Source organism: Hymenobacter sp. BT559 (assembly GCF_017571525.1).
Lineage (GTDB): Bacteria > Bacteroidota > Bacteroidia > Cytophagales > Hymenobacteraceae > Hymenobacter > Hymenobacter ginsengisoli.
In genome coordinates this window covers 142525-160532 of sequence record NZ_JAGETY010000008.1, presented here as the reverse complement: position 1 = coordinate 160532, position 18008 = coordinate 142525, and the positions used below count along the sequence as shown (strand labels likewise).

Annotated in this window: 13 protein-coding genes; 7 read left to right on the top strand and 6 right to left on the bottom strand. The window is 62.7% G+C overall.

The features are described from left to right. The first annotated feature begins 76 nt into the window (after positions 1–76). Positions 77–736: a hypothetical protein gene (locus J4D99_RS12820; RefSeq protein WP_208132110.1), complete on the top strand. Its 660-nt coding sequence runs from the start codon at positions 77–79 to the stop codon at positions 734–736. A gap of 74 nt (positions 737–810) precedes the next feature. Here the strand turns inward: J4D99_RS12820 and J4D99_RS12815 are convergent, their stop codons facing one another. Together J4D99_RS12815 and msrB are read right to left on the bottom strand one after the other, a co-directional pair. Next, positions 811–1167 carry a hypothetical protein gene (locus tag J4D99_RS12815; RefSeq protein ID WP_208132109.1) on the bottom strand — a complete coding sequence of 119 codons (357 nt, stop codon included), beginning with the start codon at positions 1165–1167 and terminating at the stop codon, positions 811–813. Between the two features lie 72 nt (positions 1168–1239). After that, positions 1240–1821 carry a peptide-methionine (R)-S-oxide reductase MsrB gene (msrB, locus tag J4D99_RS12810; RefSeq protein ID WP_208132108.1) on the bottom strand — a complete coding sequence of 194 codons (582 nt, stop codon included), beginning with the start codon at positions 1819–1821 and terminating at the stop codon, positions 1240–1242. Positions 1822–2041: 220 nt separating this feature from the next. Here msrB and typA point away from each other — a divergent pair, with 220 nt between their 5' ends. Together typA and J4D99_RS12800 are read left to right on the top strand one after the other, a co-directional pair. Next, positions 2042–3853, top strand: coding sequence for a translational GTPase TypA (gene typA / locus J4D99_RS12805; RefSeq protein ID WP_208132107.1), 1812 nt, complete (start codon positions 2042–2044; stop codon positions 3851–3853). Between the two features lie 109 nt (positions 3854–3962). Continuing rightward, positions 3963–4478: a DUF6630 family protein gene (locus J4D99_RS12800; protein WP_208132106.1), complete on the top strand. Its 516-nt coding sequence runs from the start codon at positions 3963–3965 to the stop codon at positions 4476–4478. On the opposite strand, the gene J4D99_RS12795 is transcribed toward J4D99_RS12800, so the two are convergent. Beyond that, positions 4475–5308, bottom strand: coding sequence for a TrmH family RNA methyltransferase (locus J4D99_RS12795; RefSeq protein WP_208132105.1), 834 nt, complete (start codon positions 5306–5308; stop codon positions 4475–4477). The genes J4D99_RS12800 and J4D99_RS12795 overlap by 4 nt on opposite strands. A 357-nt stretch (positions 5309–5665) precedes the next feature. Between J4D99_RS12795 and J4D99_RS12790 the strand changes: the two genes are divergently transcribed. The 3 genes from J4D99_RS12790 (at position 5666) to J4D99_RS12780 (ending at position 7785) form a co-directional block, all read left to right on the top strand. After that, positions 5666–6658: a hypothetical protein gene (locus tag J4D99_RS12790; RefSeq protein WP_208132104.1), complete on the top strand. Its 993-nt coding sequence runs from the start codon at positions 5666–5668 to the stop codon at positions 6656–6658. Positions 6659–6766: 108 nt separating this feature from the next. Then, positions 6767–7516 (top strand): endonuclease III domain-containing protein, encoded by a 750-nt coding sequence (locus J4D99_RS12785; RefSeq protein WP_236018645.1) that lies wholly within the window; start codon positions 6767–6769, stop codon positions 7514–7516. Then, the gene (locus J4D99_RS12780) at positions 7513–7785 is read left to right on the top strand and encodes a DUF167 domain-containing protein (RefSeq protein ID WP_208132103.1); all 273 of its coding nucleotides are present in this window, start codon (positions 7513–7515) and stop codon (positions 7783–7785) included. The genes J4D99_RS12785 and J4D99_RS12780 overlap by 4 nt, the downstream gene beginning before the upstream one ends. On the opposite strand, the gene J4D99_RS12775 is transcribed toward J4D99_RS12780, so the two are convergent. The 3 genes from J4D99_RS12775 to J4D99_RS12765 form a co-directional block, all read right to left on the bottom strand. Further along, a complete protein-coding gene (locus tag J4D99_RS12775; RefSeq protein WP_208132102.1) occupies positions 7786–9741 on the bottom strand; it encodes a polysaccharide deacetylase family protein in 1956 nt (651 codons plus the stop codon). 44 nt (positions 9742–9785) lie between these two features. Beyond that, entirely contained in the window at positions 9786–10991 is a 1206-nt protein-coding gene (locus J4D99_RS12770) for a threonine synthase (protein ID WP_208132101.1), read from the bottom strand. A gap of 65 nt (positions 10992–11056) precedes the next feature. Next, positions 11057–11965 carry a LysR family transcriptional regulator gene (locus J4D99_RS12765; RefSeq protein ID WP_208132100.1) on the bottom strand — a complete coding sequence of 303 codons (909 nt, stop codon included), beginning with the start codon at positions 11963–11965 and terminating at the stop codon, positions 11057–11059. Between the two features lie 210 nt (positions 11966–12175). Here J4D99_RS12765 and J4D99_RS12760 point away from each other — a divergent pair, with 210 nt between their 5' ends. Continuing rightward, on the top strand, positions 12176–17734 hold the full coding sequence (locus tag J4D99_RS12760) for an alpha-2-macroglobulin family protein (protein WP_208132099.1): 5559 nt from the start codon (positions 12176–12178) through the stop codon (positions 17732–17734). Positions 17735–18008 lie beyond the last annotated feature (274 nt).

The window sequence follows — 18008 nt, the reverse complement described above, 5'->3', positions numbered from 1 at the left end:
TAGCTGGTTACTTAGCGCACAGATGTGGCGGCTAGCTACTTACTTTACTTCCTGTCTTTCCAAAACCCTTTCACTCATGTCGAAAAAAAACAGTGCGGAGGCACCGGCTGCGGCCGCTCCTGCCAAACGCACGCCCGAAGAAAAAGCGCAGCGCAAAGCCGATAAAGCCGGTCGCCGCGCCACCAAGTCGCTCGCCGACGACCGGGCCGAAAAGAAGGCTAGCCAGAAACAAACCCTGAAATCGGCCGCCAAGCAGCTGCAAAAGGAGCTGGACGCGCGCATGAGCGAAGTGGTGGACCGCATCCGCAAAGAAACGAAAGCCAAGCTGAAAGAAGTAGTAAAGGAGGCCACACGCCGCCTCGACGTCGATACCGAGCGCATGTTTGAGCAAGCACTGCACACCATAGTGCGTCACTACGACTCTATTGCGCCGGGCCGCACTACCGATATCAACCTGCCCGCCCCTAGCCCGGCCGCTGAAGAGAGTTCGGCTAGCGCTGGTGGTAAGCATCGCCCCGCAGGCAAGTCCAGCGCCTCCCGCAAAGCGCCGGCCGCCGAGGCAACCACTGCACTTAAGCGCGCTGGCCGCCCAACTGGCAGCACTAGCAAGCCTAGCAGTGCCGGCCGGGGCCCCGGCCGCCCCAAGCGTCAATCTACGCCCGATACTGATGCGGCAGCTGCCGTTAGTACCCCAGAGGCTACAGCCAACGATAGCGTAGCCGTAGACAACGCATAAGAATACCTGCCAGCGGTACTCAACGAAAAGGCCATTCCCACCCGTGGAACGGCCTTTTCGTTGAGTACCGCTGGCTAAGGGCGACGCAGCGTATCCGGAATGCCTTGGTCGAGGCGCTGCAAGCGGGTTTCGTTGGTCGTCGTATTAGGGTCGTTGGTATTGAGCGATTCGGGGCGCTTGAGGCGGTTGATATCGGAAGCCTGCTCGCCGAGGCGGAGGGTATTGGGGGTGGCATCAGGCACAGCCGCGGCGGGCGCGGTGCCGCGCGTGGTATTAGCGTTGTAGATGGCGCGGCGGTCAGCATCGGTTGTAACCTCGGTGGGTACGGCGCGCGGAGCCGAAGTTTCGGCGGTGCGCTCGGAGGCCGAGCAGGCCGCCAAGGCTAGCGGCAGGGCGAGGCTAGCGGCGCGAATAAGAAATCGAAAAGGCATGAATCACATTAAAAAAGGCAGCCCGGAGCGGGCCGCCTTCTTCTAACGAATTGCGGGGGCGGTAGTTGGCTGCTATTTCTTTGGCTCAAAGAGCAGCGCGTTGCCGTCCATGCAGTAGCGCTGGCCGGTGGGCTTGGGGCCGTCGTCGAAAACGTGGCCGAGGTGGCCACCGCACTTGGCGCACACTATCTCATCGCGGCTCATGCCGAAGCTTTCGTCCGACTTCACTTTGACGCTGGCCACCGTGGCCGGGGCATAAAAGCTCGGCCAGCCGGTGCCCGACTCAAACTTAGTATCGCTGGAAAACAGCAGGTTGTGGTCGGCAGCGCAGTAGTAAGTACCGGCCGCGTGGTTGTCGTGGTACTTGCCGGTGAAGGGCCGCTCGGTGCCCTCCTCACGTAAGATATAGTACTGGTCAGGGGTGAGCAGCTTTTTCCACTCAGCATCGGTATGCTGCACCGGAAACTCGCCGGGCTTGCCCGTTACGGGCTGGGGCTGCGGATACTTGGCCGTGGTGACGCTAGCCCCGTGCGGACCCGCGGGCACCACGCCAGCTATTGGTTTGGCCGGCTTTGATTGGTCGGCGTGGCTTTGCGAGCAGGCGGGCGAGAAAGCAACCACGCTCAGCAAAAGCGGAAGCAGGGAAAGACGCATGGCGAAAGAAATTCGGGGGTAGGTTACTGGCTTAACAAACGTAAAAGCCAGGTCGTTCGGATGCACTGCGGAAGGGGCTAGCCGGGGCGCCAGCCGTTAAAACTCTCGGTTTCAGCCGGAACGTTTGAGGGGTGAGCTAGCGTTGCGTTTGCGCATCATAAAAAGGCAACTCGGTTTTCTGCCTGAAAATCCGTACCTTTGCGGCCGCAAAAACATACGTATGACCCAGAACATTCGGAATATCGCCATCATTGCCCACGTTGACCACGGCAAGACGACTTTGGTGGATAAGATTATCCACGCCTCCAAGATTTTCGACGCCCACCAGCACTTCGACGACCTCATCCTCGACGATAACCCCCTGGAGCGCGAGCGCGGCATTACCATCGTGTCGAAGAACGTGTCGGTGCGCTACAACGGCGTGAAAATCAACATCATCGACACCCCTGGTCACGCCGACTTCGGCGGTGAGGTAGAGCGCGTGCTGAAGATGGCCGACGGCGTGTTGCTACTCGTGGACGCCTTCGAGGGTGCCATGCCGCAGACCCGCTTCGTGCTCGGCAAGGCCCTGGGCCTGGGCCTGAAACCCATCGTGGTAGTGAACAAGGTGGACAAGGAAAACTGCCGCCCCGACGAGGTGCACGAGCAGGTTTTCGACCTCATGTTCAACCTCGGCGCTACGGAAGACCAGCTTGATTTCGTGACCTTGTACGGTTCGAGCAAGCAGGGCTGGATGAGCACCGACTGGAAAGTGAAGACCGACAACATCATTCCGCTGCTCGACGCGGTGGTGGCCTCGATTCCGCCCGCGCCGGTGCTGGAAGGCACCCCGCAGATGCAGGTGACTTCGCTCGACTACTCGTCGTTCGTGGGCCGCATCGCCATCGGTCGCGTGCACCGCGGCACTCTGAAAGAGGGCGCCAACATGAGCCTGATGAAGGCTGATGGTAGCATCAAAAAAGTGAAAATCCGCGAGCTGCACGTGTTTGAAGGCCTCGGCCGCAACAAGGTGGAGGAAGTGAGCAGCGGCGAAATCTGCGCTGTGTCGGGCATCGAAGGCTTCGACATTGGCGATACCCTAGCCGACGCCGAGAACCCCGAGGCACTGCCCCGCATCAGCATCGACGAGCCGACGATGAACATGCTGTTCACCATCAACAACTCGCCGTTCTTCGGTAAGGAAGGTAAGTTTGTGACTTCGCGCCACTTGCGTGACCGTCTTTTCAAGGAAACCGAGAAAAACCTGGCCCTGCGCGTCCAGACCACCGATAAGGAAGACACTTTCCTGGTGTTTGGCCGCGGCATTCTGCACTTGTCGGTGCTCATTGAAACGATGCGCCGCGAGGGCTACGAGCTGCAAGTGGGCCAGCCCCAAGTGCTGTTCAAGGAGGATGACAACGGCAACCGCCTGGAGCCGGTAGAATTGCTCGTAGTAGACGTGCCAGAGGAAACCGCTGGCAAGGTTATCGAGCTGGTGAGCATGCGCAAAGGCGAAATGACCATCATGGAGCCGAAGGGCGACCTACAGCACCTGGAGTTCAGCATCCCGAGCCGCGGCCTTATCGGCCTGCGTAACAACGTGTTGACTGCCACTGCTGGCGAGGCCATCATGAACCACCGCTTTGCTGCCTACGAGCCCCACAAAGGCCCGATTCCTGGCCGTATCGCTGGTTCGCTGATTTCGCTTGAGACCGGCCCCGGCACCGCCTACACCATCGACAAGATGCAGGACCGCGGCTCGTTCTTCGTGGACCCGGGCGAGGAAGTGTACGCTGGCCAGGTTATCGGCGAGCACACCCGCCCCAACGACTTGACCATCAACATTCAGAAGGGCAAGAAGCTGACCAACATGCGCGCCTCGGGCTCGGATGAGAACGCCAAAATTGTTCCCAAGCGTCAGTTCTCGCTCGAAGAAGCCATGGAATACATTCAGAAGGATGAGTACTTGGAAGTAACGCCGAAGTCGGTGCGCATGCGCAAGATTCTGCTCGACGAGAACGAGCGCCTGCGTTACGCCAAGACGGCCGAATAAACCACGGCTTTACGGATTTCGCAGTTGCGACCGTACGTTTTTAGAAAAGGGCGCGGCGTTGGTCGCGCCCTTTTTCTTTTTTTATTTGAATCTTGCTCAGCTTTTATTTATGAATCAAGAAAATCTGACCCGATTTATTCAGCTTTTTACCCTGGCCAATGAGGAGGCTAGCCAGCGCCTCACCGAGCGGCTGGCGCTGGTGCTCAGCGACCCGGCTGCCTACCAAACCGAATACGCCGAGGAGCTAGCCGAGCGCGGTATCGAAACGACACTAGCGGCGCAGGAGCTACGCGATGTAGCGCTGCTCGATGGCCTGCTGTGGGAAGAATTGCTATGGGAAGCCGACTGGACCGACCCGGTGGCCGACTTGGTAGAAGGCCTCAATGAAACCCTAGCCCAACAAGAGCGCCCCGAGCGGCTGCCCGCGCCGCCCCTGGCACGGCGCGCCGCCACTGGCCCCGAAGCCCTCGACGCGCTGCAAGAGCTACTAGAACCGCTAGGGCTGGCCCTGGTGCTATTGCCGCTGGATAGCGATGCCCATGCGCTGAGCGTGGTAGCCGAAGCAGAGGTAGAAGGGCTGCGGAGCCTGGCCAAGCAGCTAGGCTTTGGCTTAGTAGTGTACTAGCCCTGGCGCTGGCGCACGGCCTCGAAGGTGAGCACGGCGGCGGCTACGCTCACGTTAAGCGAGTCGAGCACGCCGCGCATAGGAATGATAACGGTTTCGTCGCAGGCCTGGCGGGTGGCGGGCGTGAGGCCGTCGGCCTCGGTGCCGAGCACTAGGGCCGTGGGGCCGTCAAAGCGACTGGCGGTGTAGGGTTTGGCCTCGTCGGCCAGGGCGGCGGCGAAGGTGCGAATTCCTTTCTCCTGCAAGAAGGCTAGCACCTCGGGCATGGGTGCGGCCACGGTAGGCACGGTGAAAATGCCGCCGAGGCTGGCCCGAATGACGTTGGGATTATACAGGTCGGTGCGCGGGTCGCCTACCAGAACAGCGTGGGCGGGCGCAGCGTCGGCAGTGCGCAGAATGGCGCCGAGGTTGCCGGGCTTTTCTACGGCTTCGAGCACGATAATGAGCGGGTTGGCAGGCAGCACCAGGTCGGCCAGGGTGCGGCGCGGGGTGTGCAGCACGGCCAGCACGCCATCGGAGCGTTCGCGCACGGCCAGCTTGGCAAACACGGCGGTGCTCACGGGCAGGTACTCGTAGGGGCGCGGCACGAGGCGGGCAGGTTCGGCGAGCTCCTGGGTGATGGCTGCGCCGGCCAACTCTTCGCACACGAAGAGAGTGGCCACGGCCCAGCCGGCCTGCCGGGCATTGGTAAGCTCGCGGTAGCCCTCCACGAGGGTAAGGCCCTGGCGGCGGCGCTCGGCCGACTTTTCCTGCAAGCGCAGCACCTCTTTGATGCGCGGGTTGTGCAGGCTGGTAATGCGGTCGGGCTGGGCTGGGCGAGCGGCGTACATGCCACGAAGGTACGCGCAGGGCCGCCGCCAGCAGCCCCAACCCAGGTGTTTGCATCAGGCAGCTTTTAGCAGGCTATCCTTCTATTACGAGCCCTAGCGGTGGCCACACCAATTGGCTGAATAAGCATGATAAGACGCCGGAGTTTTTAACCTGTTGTGGCTAGTCAGCATTTAATCTCAGTGCTAAGTCAAAATAAATTTTTCGATTAAATTACTAACAATAAGCGGCTTGTATTTATCAACATACAGACTGATTGTGCATTTGCGGGCATCCTTTCAGCGGGGCACTTTTGGGGAGGGCGGCGGCGTTAGCAGGCCACTGGCCGCAGTTGGCCGGCATCGCTTTTATTTGCCTGCATGAAACTTCCGTTCGTTGCGGTGCTGGGCCTGGGGCTGAGCGCCGCCTGGGTGCCGGCCTCGGCGCAAGATGCTCCTCGCCAGCTGGGCGGCGCCCCCGTAGTGCCCGCCCCGGCCCCGCGCCAGGCAGCCCCGCCCCCCCGGCAGCTCGACGCCGTGCCCGCCGATAGCCCCACCCCCACCCTGGCGGCCGACTCGACCCGCCCGGCCCCGGTGGCTACCAGCCCGGCTGCTAGCCCTGCCCCGGCGGCGCAGCCCGCACAAGCCGGCTCCAGCCCCTTCAACCGGCCCTACATCATGGGTGGCTCGACGCAGCCCGCCCGCTACCAGGTGGGGCTCAAGAACGGCGCGGTGTACAATGCCTACGATGTGGAAGTGAAGCAGCCGCTGTTTGGGCGCAACTTTCTGCTGCTTGATGGCCAGCGCCGCGTGGAGCTGAGCGAGGTGGGTTTCTACGAAAACGAAACCGGCCACTACGTGCGCACCACCTTGCCACGCTCGTCGCGCGAGGCTACCCTGCGCCGCGAAAAAACCGGCCGCATTAGCCTCTACGCCACTTACAATACGAGCTACTCGCCGGGCGGCTACGGCATGCCCGGCTTTGGCTACGGCGGCTTCGGCTATGGGGGCTTTGGGGGCTACCCCTACGGCGGCTACCGCACCACCAAGACCGAGTATTTCTCGAAAGACAACGGCCCGATTCAGAACCTGAACGCCCGCAACCTGGCCCTGGCCACCGCCGACAATGCCGGCGTCCAGGAGCTGCTAGCCCAGGCCCGGCGCTACCAGACCTCTTCTACCATTGCCTACGTGGCCGGGGCCGGCCTGCTGGCCTATGGCCTGCTGCAATCATTTCAGGCTAATAGCACTGGCATTTCGCCCATTACCTACGCGGCCATTCCGGTGCTCATCGTGCCGCTGATATTGCAAAGCAAGCAGGCTTCGGCGCAACGCCAGGCCATTGCCCTGTATAACAGCGGTGGGCTGCGCTAAGCGGCAACAGAACGCATCACGCTTGGCAAAGGGGAGAATCGCCGCGAGGGTGATTCTCCCCTTTGCCTTTTACTGAACCTCAGCGGCCGGTTTGCAGTACCCTAGCGCATGCCTTCCTCCCGCCCGGCGCCCGCCGATGCTCCCGACTTTGTGGCCCGCCAGGCGCTGGCACTGCTAGCCCACCAGCGGCTGTGCGCCGAGTATGGGGCGCCATTTCTTTTTTTTAGCGACAAAGACCCGCTGAGCGAGCTCATTAGTGCGCTGCTCTCGCACCGCACCAAGAATGCCGACTCGCACCGCGCCTTTCAGCAGCTGCGGGCTACTTTTCCGACCTGGGAGGACGTGCGCGACGCGCCCACCATCGACGTGCAGCGTGCCTTAAGCGCCTGCACTTGGCCCGAGCAAAAGGCACCCCGCATTCAGGAGGTGCTGCGCGAAATAAGCCGCCGCTGCGGCGACGAAAACCTGCCGCCCTGCTCGCTCGATTTCCTGGCCGAGCGGCCCATTGCCGAGGCTAGGGCCTGGCTCGAAAGCATTAGCGGCGTAGGGCCCAAGACCAGCGCAGCCACGCTGCTGTTCAGCAAGCTGCGCCTGCCGGCCATGCCCGTCGACAGTCACCATCACCGCGTGGCGCAGCGGCTAGGCCTCATCGGGCCCAAGGTGGGCGAAGGGCCGGCCCATGCCCTGCTAGCCGCGCTGCTGCCGCCCGACTGGACAGCCCAGCAGGTGTATGACCACCACGAAGCGCTTATGTATCACGGCCAGAAATGCTGCTACTACCACCGGCCCGCCTGCCAGCGCTGCGTGATGCTCGATGTGTGCCCGGTGGGGCAGGCGACAGTGCACCCTGGCTCATGACCCTACACCTGCACGCCAAGCCCAATGCCCGGCGCACCGAGCTGCTGCCCGGCCCCGACGGCCGCTGGCTGGTGCGCCTGGCCGCGCCGCCCCACGATGGGCAGGCCAATGCCGTACTGCTGGCTTTTCTGGCCGAGCTATTTGGCGTGCCCAAGCGCGATGTGCAGCTGCTGAGCGGCCACACGGCCCCCTTTAAAAAAGTAGAGATAAGCGGGCTGACCGACGAGGCTGGCGCGCTGCTACTAGCCCGCTACCAAGCGCGGCATTAGCTACTTTTTCCGCTTCCAGCGGTAGTAGCGACGGTACCACGGCGCGGTTTTCTTGAACAGGCTGCTCGCTGACTCGTGCGGGAACATATTGACGCGAAAAATCTCCATACGGTCGTCTTCGAGGTGCATGCCGCCGCTATCGGTGGCCACGGCATAGGTAAAGCCCGCCTCGGCCGCCAGGCGCTTGGTTTCGGCGCTGAGGTCGCCGTAGGGGTAGGCAAAAGAAATGACCTCAATACCCAGCCGCCGCTCTAGCTCGGCTTTGCTCTGGGCCAGTTCGTGGGCGGCCTCGGTGGCGGGCAGGCTAGCCAGGCGCGGGTGCGAAAGCGTATGCGCCCCGATTTCCCAACCCGCCGCCACAAAGGCTTGCTTCTGGGCTTCGCTCATGAGGTCGGCGCGGGGCTCGGTGGGGTCTTGGGCGAGGTCCCACTGGTTGTAGCGCACGTCAAAATCGCCCAGCAGATAGAGCACGCCCCGGTAGCCGTACTGCTGCATGAGGGGCAGCAGGTTGGTGTAATTGTCGAGGTAGCCGTCGTCAAACGTCAGGATGAGGGGGCGGCGCGGAAATTCCTGCAGCGGGCGGCGGCCACTGGCAAACGCCTGGTAGTCCTGAAAGGTGATGGGCGTGAGCCTGTGTGCTTTAAAGTACGCCAAGTGCTTGGCGAAATTCTCTTTCGTGACGAAAATCTGGTGCCTAGTGGCAAGGGGCGCATCCGGAATCTTATGGTACATGAGCACCGGGATAAAGCCCGGCGCGGCCAGCGCCATGCGCGCCGACTCGTACACGCCCAGCACCCGCTGGGCCACGCGGGCCAGGTCGTAGTCGTGGCGCACTTGCTGGGCCAGGGCCGGCGCCACGCGGTGCGGCCGGGCCAAAAACGCCCGCGCATCGGCCAGCACCGGGCCTGGGTCGAAGGCCCTGGCTTCAGCCAGGCGGGCCGTGATATCGCCAAAGTTGGAGGCCGCTACATCGGGGTAATTTTCCAGCGACACCGGGCCGGCGTAGAGCGCCTCGCCCAGGGCCAGCACGGCGCGGCCCTCCCCTAGCGCCTCCATAGCCACGCGCCCGGCCCCGATAACGAGGTCGGTGCGGCGCAGCCAGCCCGCTACATCGTCGGTGAAGCCAATTACCTCGACCCGCTCGCCGTACTGGCTTTGCAGCTGCGTCAGGGCCGCTTTGCCCGCTTCGGGCAGCTGCTCCAATTCGCCGCCGATAAGCGCTACCCGCAGTTGGGTAAACTCTTGCAGCAGCGCCGGAAACACGTGTTGCAGCAGCGCCGCGGCCCGCTCGCCCTTGGGCCCGTTGAAACGGCCGATAAAGGCTAGGCGAGGAGCAGTAAAACTGGGCTCTGCGGAAATAGCCGCGGCAGCAGCGCCCGTTTTTACTTCCTCATTCTTGCTTCCTGCCTTTTCTGCTCGGAACCCCACACCATTGGGCACGACGACGATTTTAGTCGGCGCCATTTTCACTTCTTCGCGCAGGTGCTCGGCCAGGTTTTCGCAAATGGCGATGACCTTCTGCCCGTAAATGTCAAACAGTGAAGTAGAGGTATGCAGGTGCTGGCGGCCGTGCACCGTGCTCACCAGCGGCACCCCTAGCCCACGCAGCGCAAAGTAGCTGACCCAGCTAGCGGCCCGCGAGTGGGCATGCACCACCTCAATGCTGTGCTGGCGCACCAGCGCCCGCAAGGCCCGGATGTTGCGCAGCCGCTGCCCATACTTGCGCTGGCTGATAGGCAGCTGCACCTGCGCCGCCACGGTGGGCAGCGCTGCCGCATCGGAGGCCAGCCACACCTGATGGCCCTCGCGGTGGTGGGCTTCGGCCAGGGCCACGGCATAGGCCACCGAGCCAGCAAAGAAATTGGCGGACAGAACGTGCAGAATGCGCATAGGCGCAAAGGTATCGGGCAGGCAGTAGCGCACCGCTTCCGCCTCATGCACGACCCTAGTGCCCATGTTCGCTGCGCTCGCGCACGAAGCGGAAGCGGCGCGCTACTGCGCTAGGCCCAGGCGCGGCCGGCTACGTTGCTCATGTACTTCTGGCCGCTGCCGGTATTGAGGAGCAGGATGCGTTCGTCGGCGTGCAGCCAGCCATCGGCCAGCAGGCGGCGGGCGGCCATCCACACGGCGGCGCCCTCGGGGGCTACAAACAGGCCCTCGTGGTTGCCGAGCTCGCGCATGCCCTCCAGCATCCCTTCTTCACTGATGGCCACTACGGTGCCATTCGACTCGCGCAGCACCTCCAGCATCAGGGGCTCGCCCAGCGGGCGGGGCACGGCCAGGCCATTGGCCAGCGTGGGGCGGCCGTTGTAGCTATGGCAGTTAACCTGGTGGCCGAGGTAGGTTTCGAGCAGCGGGCAGCAGTTTTCGGCCTGCACGGCTACCATGCGGGGCAGCTTGGTTTCGGGGGCTAGCCAGCCCAGCTTTTTCATTTCCTGAAAGGCTTTCCAGATGCCGATGAGGCCGGTGCCGCCGCCGGCCGGGTAAAGTAGTACGTCGGGCAGCTCCCAGTTGAGCTGCTCAGCTATCTCGTAGCCCATTGTTTTCTTGCCTTCGAGGCGGTAGGGCTCCTTAAGCGTCGAAATATCAAGCAGCTCGCCACCGGCATTGAGCTGGCGCACCCGCGCCGCGCAGTCGTTGATGAGGCCATCGACCAGCTCCACCTGCGCCCCGTACCAATAGCATTCCTCCTTAAAGGCCTCGGGCGTATGGCGCGGCATCACCACGGTAGCGCTCAGGCCGCCGCGGGCGCAGTAGGCGGCCATCGCCACCCCGGCGTTGCCGGCCGTGGGAATAATGCAGCCTCGCACGCCCAGCTCCTTCGCCTTGGATAGGGCCATGCTCAGGCCGCGCGCCTTGAACGAGCCGGTCGGGTTCTGGCCTTCGTCTTTGAGGATGAGCGAGCGGAGGCCGTAGCGAGCGGCTAGCTGAGGCAGCGCAAGCACGGGCGTGAAGCCCTCGCCCAGCGACACCTTGTTGGCTTCGTCGAGCAGCGGCAGCAGCGCGCCGTAGCGCCACATCGAGCTGTCGGCCTGGTCGATACCTTTCGCCCGGCTCAGGGGCCGGCGCAGGCTATAATCGGCTATTAGCGGCTGCTGGCAGCAGGCCGACACGCCTTGCAGCTCGAAGGGCGAATAAGCAGTACCGCAATTGGCGCAGTGCAGGGCATGCATCCGCGAGGTAGGCATCGTGGCGACGGAGTTCATAGGACAAAGTTGTGGCTGCCCTATACGCGTTGCTATGCCCTAGCGAAATGGAGTTTTGGCATAGCCTATTCCCTGTTGGAATAATAGCGCTGCGTAAATCGCAGAAAATCGCGGTAAGGTCCGCTGTTTTCCGTGCCCTTGCGCTGAATGAAATTGAACTTGCGCTTTAGGTACAAATCCTTGATTTTTACCTCCACCAGCTCGCCGCTGGCCAGCTCCTTCAGCACAGCCTGGCGGGGCAAGAAGGCCAGGCAGGTAGCCTCTACGCGCACAAAGTTTTTGAGGGCCTCGGTGCCGCCCAGGCGTACCCGCACGGGCAGCGTAGCCAGCCGGATTTGGTGCTGCTCCAGTGCTTCTTCGAGCACGGCCAGGGTGCCCGAGCCCACCTCACGCAGGGCGAGCGGAATGCTAAGCAGGTCGCCCACGGCCAGCGCACGGCGGGCCAGCGGGTTGGCCGCCGCGCACACGGCCACTACCTCATCGGTGAGCAGCGGGGTGTAGGTAACGTTGCTGACTTTATGAATGCCCTCAATGATGCCCAGCTCTATCTCGTGCTCAAGTAAGGCCTTGAGAATGTTGTCGCTGTTGCGGTTTTTGAGGCTGAGCTGGTGCTGCGGGTGCTGGTGCAGCCAGGCCGCCACCACCGGCGGCAGCACGTAGAGCGAGATAGTTGTGCTAGCCCCGATGAGCAGGTGCACGGCCGGCGCAAAGGCCGGGCTAAGCTCGCTCATTTCCTGCTGCAATTCTTGCTGCAGCTGCTTGGCCGCTAACAGCTTTTGGTAGAGCTTCTGGCCCGCAGCGGTTAGCTGCACGCTAGCGCCCAGCCGCTCAAACAGGCCGGTTTTGTAGTGCTCTTCGAGCGCTTTCACTTGCTTGCTCACGGCCGACTGGCTGATAAACAGCGCCTGGCTGGCCTTGGTAAAGCTCAGGCGCTGGGCTACTTCAAGAAAGATTTCGTGGGCGTGGGAAAGCATAGCGCAAAGGTGCATCGTTTGTCGGGAGCAACCACCGAAACACGCCTTGCTAGATGGAGAGCAGTGGCCCGCCAGCTTCAGTAAGAGCTGCCCTAGCAGCAAGAACAAAACGACGTGCCGCGCTCAGCCTAACCAGCTTTCAACAGAAAATGCTCAGTTTTTCCGGCCGACGCTGCCTACCTTTCCACGCCGATTATCACCGGCCTTTCTATGCGCCAACGCTACCTGCTGCCGCTACTTTTCCTGGCCCTGACGGCCACCTTCTCCTGCTCTAAGAATACCAGCCAAGACCAAGCCGACGCCGCCACAGCTCAGGCTGCAGGCGAGGAAATCGACCCTAGCCAGAATTTAGTTTTCAGCTTCGATGAGCCAGTGGTGGCCGCCACCCAGGCCGGCCGCTGGGACACCACGCGCTACGTGCAGTTTGAGCCCGCCATCCGGGGCAAATTTAAGTGGACGAATGACGGCCGCGAGCTGGTGTTTTCACCCTTGGAGCCGTTTCGGCCGAGCACCACGTTTGCCGCCAGCCTGCGCACGGCCGCGCTGCCTTCGGGCAAGCAAAAGCTGACGCTCAGCCGCACCAAGTTTCACACGCCGTTTCTGGAGTTGAAGGCTGCGCAGGCTTTTTACGGACGCAGCAACCGGGCTGCGGGCACGACCGAGATGCGCGCCAATGTGCGCTTCAACTACCCCGTGCGGCCCGCCGACCTGCGCCCGCGGCTGCGCCTCAGCCAGGGCGGCAAGCCGGTGGCCTTCACCCTCACCGCCGCCGAGCCCGACCGCACGCTGGCTCTCACCCTCAACCAGGCCGTAGAGCCCGGCCAGCCGCTGCACTTCGAGATTGAGCCCGGCTTGGCTGCGGTGGCTGGCAGCCAGCCCACCGCTAGCCCCCTGGTGGCCGACGCCGAGGTGCCCGACCAGCAAACCCTGCAAGTGCGTGAGCTAACCCGCCAGGTGCTCAACGGCCAGGCCGTGGTAACGCTGCTCACCAACCAGCCGGTGTCAGTGGCTGATATTCAGCCGCTGCTGAAGGTAGAGCCGGCCGTGCCCTACGAGCTAGAGGCGCTGGAAAGCGGTTTGCTGCTGCGCGGCAGCTTTGAGGTGGGCAAAGATTATCAGGTGAGCATCACACCGGGCCTGCGCGGGGCGCTCGGCGGCCAGTTGGCCGAGGCCTTCAACCAAACCGTGAGCTTTGGCACCAGCGAGCCCAGCATCAGCTTTGCCAGCACTGATAAAGCGATGTACCTGGGCGCCAACGGCACGCGTAATCTGGGCCTGCGTCTCAATGAGGTGGAGAAAGTGCAGGTGACCATCGCGAAGGTCTACGCCAGCAACATCCAGGAAATTTTGCGCGCCGACAAGCAGGACGGCTACGAAAGCGATGATGACGGCGAAAACAGCGAAGAGGATGGCGGCTACGACGAAGGCCACAGCTACCAGTACTACGACCTCGAAAAACGGGGCGACGTGCTGTTTACCCGCTCCTACACCACGGCGGGCCTAGCGAAGGAAAATGGCCTGCACCTACTCAACCTCAGCCTCAAAGACCTTGAATTTTCGGGGCCTCTTAAGGGCCTCTACGTGGTGCGCGTGCAGGATGCCGAGCACCTATGGCTGCGCGAAGAAAAGCTGGTGACGCTCACCGACCTCGGCGTAATTGCCAAGCAAAACGCCAGCGGCGAGGCCGTAGTGTTCCTCAACTCGCTGCGCGCGGCGCGGCCGGTTGCCGGGGCCACCGTGCGCTTCATCAGCACCAACAACCAGCTCATGGGCACCGCCACCACCAATGGCCAGGGCGTAGCCCGCTACGATAGCGTGATGGGCAGCCGCCTCAAGCTGGGCATGATAACGGCGACTCAAGGCGACGATTTCACCTTCCTGAGCCTACCCAAGAGCCGGGTCGAAACCTCGCGCTTTGAGGTGGGCGGACTGACTAGCAACGCGGCGCACTACCAGGCGTTTCTGTACGGCGACCGCGACCTGTACCGGCCCGGCGATACCATCCACACCAACGTGGTGGTGCGCACTGATGATTGGCGCACGCCCCCCGCCGGCCTGCCCGTGAAGGTGCGCCTGCTGCTGCCCACCGGCAAGGAATACGCCAGCCTCGGCGAGAAGCTGAGCGCCACTGGCGCCGTCGAGTCGCGCTTCATTTTGCCCGCTACCGTGATGACGGGCCTCTACTCGTTGGAAGTACTGACGGGCAATGATATTCTATTGACTTCCAAGCAGGTGAGCGTGGAAGAGTTTATTCCCGACCGCCTGAAGGTGAGCGTGACGGCCGCGCCCGCCGTGGTGCGCCCGGCCCAGACTGTGACGGCCAACATCTTGGCCCAAAACCTCTTCGGCCCGCCGGCGGCCGGGCGCAAGTTTGAGGTCGAATTCTCCTTGAAAGAAAAGACTTTTTCGGCCCCGAAATACCCCGATTATTCCTTCCAACTGCGTACGGGCACCGGCCGCAATGCCTCTACAGTGTCGGGCATTGCCGAGCGTTTTCAGAAGGAGGTGCGCGAGGGTGAAACCGACCCTAGCGGGCGCGGCACCGCCGCCTACGCCCTGCCCGATGTGCGCGACCTCGGCACGCTGGAGGGCGTAGCCTTCGCCACCATCTTCGACGAAACCGGCCGGCCCGTGAACCGGCTAGCTACCTTCGAGGTGCAAACCCAGGCCGTAATGTTCGGCATTCAGCAGGTGAGCGACCTAGTGAGCACGCGGCAGGCGGTGCCCATCAAGCTCATCGCCCTCACCCCTAGCGGCAAGCCCACGAGCGCCCCGGCGCAGGTGCAAATCGTGCGCCTGCTCTGGGAAACCGTGCTGGAGCGTCAGGGCGGACGCTTGGTGTATAACTCGCAGAAGCGCGAGCAGGTGCTGCAAAACGAGTCGCTGACGGTGAGCGCCAACAGTGCGCTGTCCTTCACGCCAACCTACTCGGGCGAGTATGAAATCCGGCTATTCCGGCCCGGCGCGGCGAGCTACGTGGCTAGCCATTTCTACGCCTACGGCAGCGGCGACACGGCCGGTAACTCTTTCGAGGTCAATACCGAAGGCGAGGTAACCATCGAGGCCGACAAGCCGAAGTACGAGCCCGGCGAAACGGCCCAGCTGCTGCTCAAAACGCCCTTTCCCGGCCGCGTGCTCGTGACGGTGGAGCGCAACCGCGTGCTCGACCATTTCTACGTCGATACCGACCAGAAATCGGCTAGGGTCAGCGTGCCCATCCGGACCGGCTACACGCCCACTATCTACGTCACGGCCACCGCCATCCGGCCCATCACCGACAACTCGCTGCCGCTCACCGTGGCCAGGGGCTTCGTGCCGCTGACGGTGGAGAAACCCGGCACGCACCTGGCCGTGAACCTGAAAGCGGCCAGCCTCAGCCGCTCGCAAACCTTCCAGACCATCGAGGTGCGCACCGCGCCTAAGGCCCAGGTGACCCTAGCGGTGGTCGATGAGGGCATTTTGCAGCGCAAGGACTACCGCACGCCCGACCCCTACGGCTACTTCTACCAGAAGCGGGCGCTCGAAGTGAGCGCCTTCGACATCTACCCCTTCCTGCTGCCCGAGCTGGGCACCAGCAGCAGCGGCGGCGACGCGGCCGACCTGGCCCGCCGCACCTCGCCCGTGCCCAGCCGCCGCGTGAAGCTCGTGGCCAAGTGGAGCGGCCTGCTCACCGCCGATGCCAACGGCCTCGTGCGCTACCGGGTGCGCGTGCCGCAGTTCAGCGGGGCGCTGCGCGTGATGGCCGTGGCCTACAAAGACGACGCCTTCGGCAACGCCGAGCAAACGATGAAGGTGGCCGACCCGGTGGTAATTAGCACGGCGCTGCCGCGCTTCGCTAGCCCCGGCGATACGCTAGATGTGCCAGTTACGCTGACGAATACGACGAAATTTCCTATAACTGGCCGCTTAGTTGTATTGCCCAGCATACCAGGAAAGCCTAAGTGGTGGGTAGATAGCACTTTCTTAAAAGTATCCCTCAATGGGAAAACATCAATTACCGTAAAAGGAGCCAATACAAATCCCTATGCCATTGTAAAACTTTTACCAGGAATAGAAAAGCGGGTTACTTTTAAAGCCACTGCTAGCGCTGTAGGCAATACACTTGTTCATTCCTATTTCCTTTACGAAGAACCTGGCAAAAAAGACCCTTCGACAATCGGCAGCGATGAAACCATAGAACTGCCCATCCGCCCGGCCGCGCCGCTCGAAAAGCGCACCGGCAGCGGCGAAGTCACGGCCGGCGCGCCCGCCACGCTCAACCTGCGTACCGACTTCCTGCCCACTGGCCAGCGTTCGCGGCTGATGCTGAGCCGCTCGCCGCTCACGCAGTTTTCCAAGGACCTGAGCTACCTGCTCGAATACCCCTACGGCTGCCTGGAGCAAACCGTGTCGGCCGCGTTTCCGCAGCTGTACTTCGGCGACCTCGCGGCCACGCTGCGCCAGAAAACGGGGGCTAGCCCGAAGGCCCAGCGCTACAACCCCAACTACAACGTGCAGGAGGCCATCCGCAAAATAGAGGCGATGCAGCTCTACAACGGCAGCCTCAGCTACTGGCCGGGCGGCGACTACGACAACTGGTGGGCCACCGCCTACGCCGCCCATTTCCTGCTCGAAGCCAAGCAAGCCGGCTTCGCCGTGAACCAGAGCACCCTCGATAAGGTGCTGCGCTACTTGCAGTTCCGTCTCAAAAAGCGCGAAACCGAGCCCTACCAGTATTTCACGGCCGACGGGCTAGCCCGCCAGCGCATTATCGCCAAGCGCGAAATCACCTACTCGCTCTACGTGCTGGCCTTGGCCGGCCGCCAGGATGCCGTGGCCCTCAACTACTACAAGGCCAACCGGCCGCTGCTCACCTCCGATGCGCGCTTCCTGCTGGCTTGCACCTACGCGCTGGGCGGCCAGCAGCGGGCCTTCCGCGAGGTGCTGCCCACGCAGTTCACACCCGAGCGCTCGGCCCGCGAGTTGGGCGATTCCTTCTCCTCGCCCATCCGCGACGAGGCGCTGGCCCTCAACGCCTTGCTCGAAGCCGACCCTACCAATCCGCAGGTCACCAGCATCGCCCGGCAGCTGAGCCGGCAGGTGCGCCAGGCTGGCTACCTCAATACCCAGGAGCGCGCCTTCGCCCTGCTGGCTTTAGGTAAAATCGCCCGCAAAAGCCAGGCTAGCACCGCCACCGCCAGCATCTCAGCCGGCGGCAAGGTGCTAGGCCAGTTCGATGGCAAAGACCTTACGGTGAACAACGTGGCCAACTACCAGCTGCTGCTGAAGGCTAGCGGCGCGGGCGCCCTCTATTACTTCTGGGAGGCCGAAGGCATCTCGGCCGGCGGCCGGGTGCGCGAAGAAGACAGCTACCTAAAAGTGCGCCGCCAGTTCCTGACCCGCACCGGGCAGCCGGTAGGCGCGGCCACTTTCCGTCAGAACGACCTAGTGGTGGTGAAGCTCACTATCCAAGCCGCCGACGCGGTGGGCGAGGTTAAGAACGTGGCCATCACCGACCTGCTGCCGGCGGGCCTCGAAATCGAAAACCCGCGCCTGGGCGTAACCCGCGAAATCGGCTTCGTGGCCAACGCCGACCAGCCCGACTACCTCGACGTGCGCGACGACCGCCTCAACCTCTTCACCACCGCAACGCCCAAACCCAAGACCTTCTACTACCTGGCCCGGGCCGTGAGCAAGGGCACCTTCAAGCTCGGGCCGGTGAGCGCCGATGCCATGTACAATGCTGAATACCACTCCTATAACGGGGCCGGCGTGGTGCGCGTGCGCTAGCCTGGCTGTGCAAAGGCTTGTACAAACCGCCTAGCGTGAAAAAAGCATGCTCTTACCAATCTCAGGCAGGTAGTCGGGGCCGAGGGCTGGAGGCCGCCAATTTGTCGGGGTGGGCGACGTATTATTTCCTGCCTAACGCAACCCCTAGTTCAAGGCGGGTATCGTTGCGAGGCCAGCCGAAGTGCCCCGCCGTGCTTAAGTCCCTGATAATCGGTCTGCCGAGTAAGGCCGGGCGTTGGCCGATAGAAAAGCCCGGTTCGGAAACTTATACACC

Bases quoted from the DNA above. Each gene is read 5' to 3' on its own strand.
- J4D99_RS12800 (WP_208132106.1), top strand. From the start codon at position 3,963: ATGAATCAAGAAAATCTGACCCGATTTATTCAGCTTTTTACCCTGGCC.
- J4D99_RS12795 (WP_208132105.1), bottom strand. From the start codon at position 5,308: ATGTACGCCGCTCGCCCAGCCCAGCCCGACCGCATTACCAGCCTGCAC.
- typA (WP_208132107.1), top strand. From the start codon at position 2,042: ATGACCCAGAACATTCGGAATATCGCCATCATTGCCCACGTTGACCAC.
- J4D99_RS12790 (WP_208132104.1), top strand. From the start codon at position 5,666: ATGAAACTTCCGTTCGTTGCGGTGCTGGGCCTGGGGCTGAGCGCCGCC.
- msrB (WP_208132108.1), bottom strand. From the start codon at position 1,821: ATGCGTCTTTCCCTGCTTCCGCTTTTGCTGAGCGTGGTTGCTTTCTCG.
- J4D99_RS12780 (WP_208132103.1), top strand. From the start codon at position 7,513: ATGACCCTACACCTGCACGCCAAGCCCAATGCCCGGCGCACCGAGCTG.
- J4D99_RS12770 (WP_208132101.1), bottom strand. From the start codon at position 10,991: ATGAACTCCGTCGCCACGATGCCTACCTCGCGGATGCATGCCCTGCAC.
- J4D99_RS12775 (WP_208132102.1), bottom strand. From the start codon at position 9,741: ATGGGCACTAGGGTCGTGCATGAGGCGGAAGCGGTGCGCTACTGCCTG.
- J4D99_RS12815 (WP_208132109.1), bottom strand. From the start codon at position 1,167: ATGCCTTTTCGATTTCTTATTCGCGCCGCTAGCCTCGCCCTGCCGCTA.
- J4D99_RS12765 (WP_208132100.1), bottom strand. From the start codon at position 11,965: ATGCTTTCCCACGCCCACGAAATCTTTCTTGAAGTAGCCCAGCGCCTG.
- J4D99_RS12760 (WP_208132099.1), top strand. From the start codon at position 12,176: ATGCGCCAACGCTACCTGCTGCCGCTACTTTTCCTGGCCCTGACGGCC.
- J4D99_RS12785 (WP_236018645.1), top strand. From the start codon at position 6,767: ATGCCTTCCTCCCGCCCGGCGCCCGCCGATGCTCCCGACTTTGTGGCC.
- J4D99_RS12820 (WP_208132110.1), top strand. From the start codon at position 77: ATGTCGAAAAAAAACAGTGCGGAGGCACCGGCTGCGGCCGCTCCTGCC.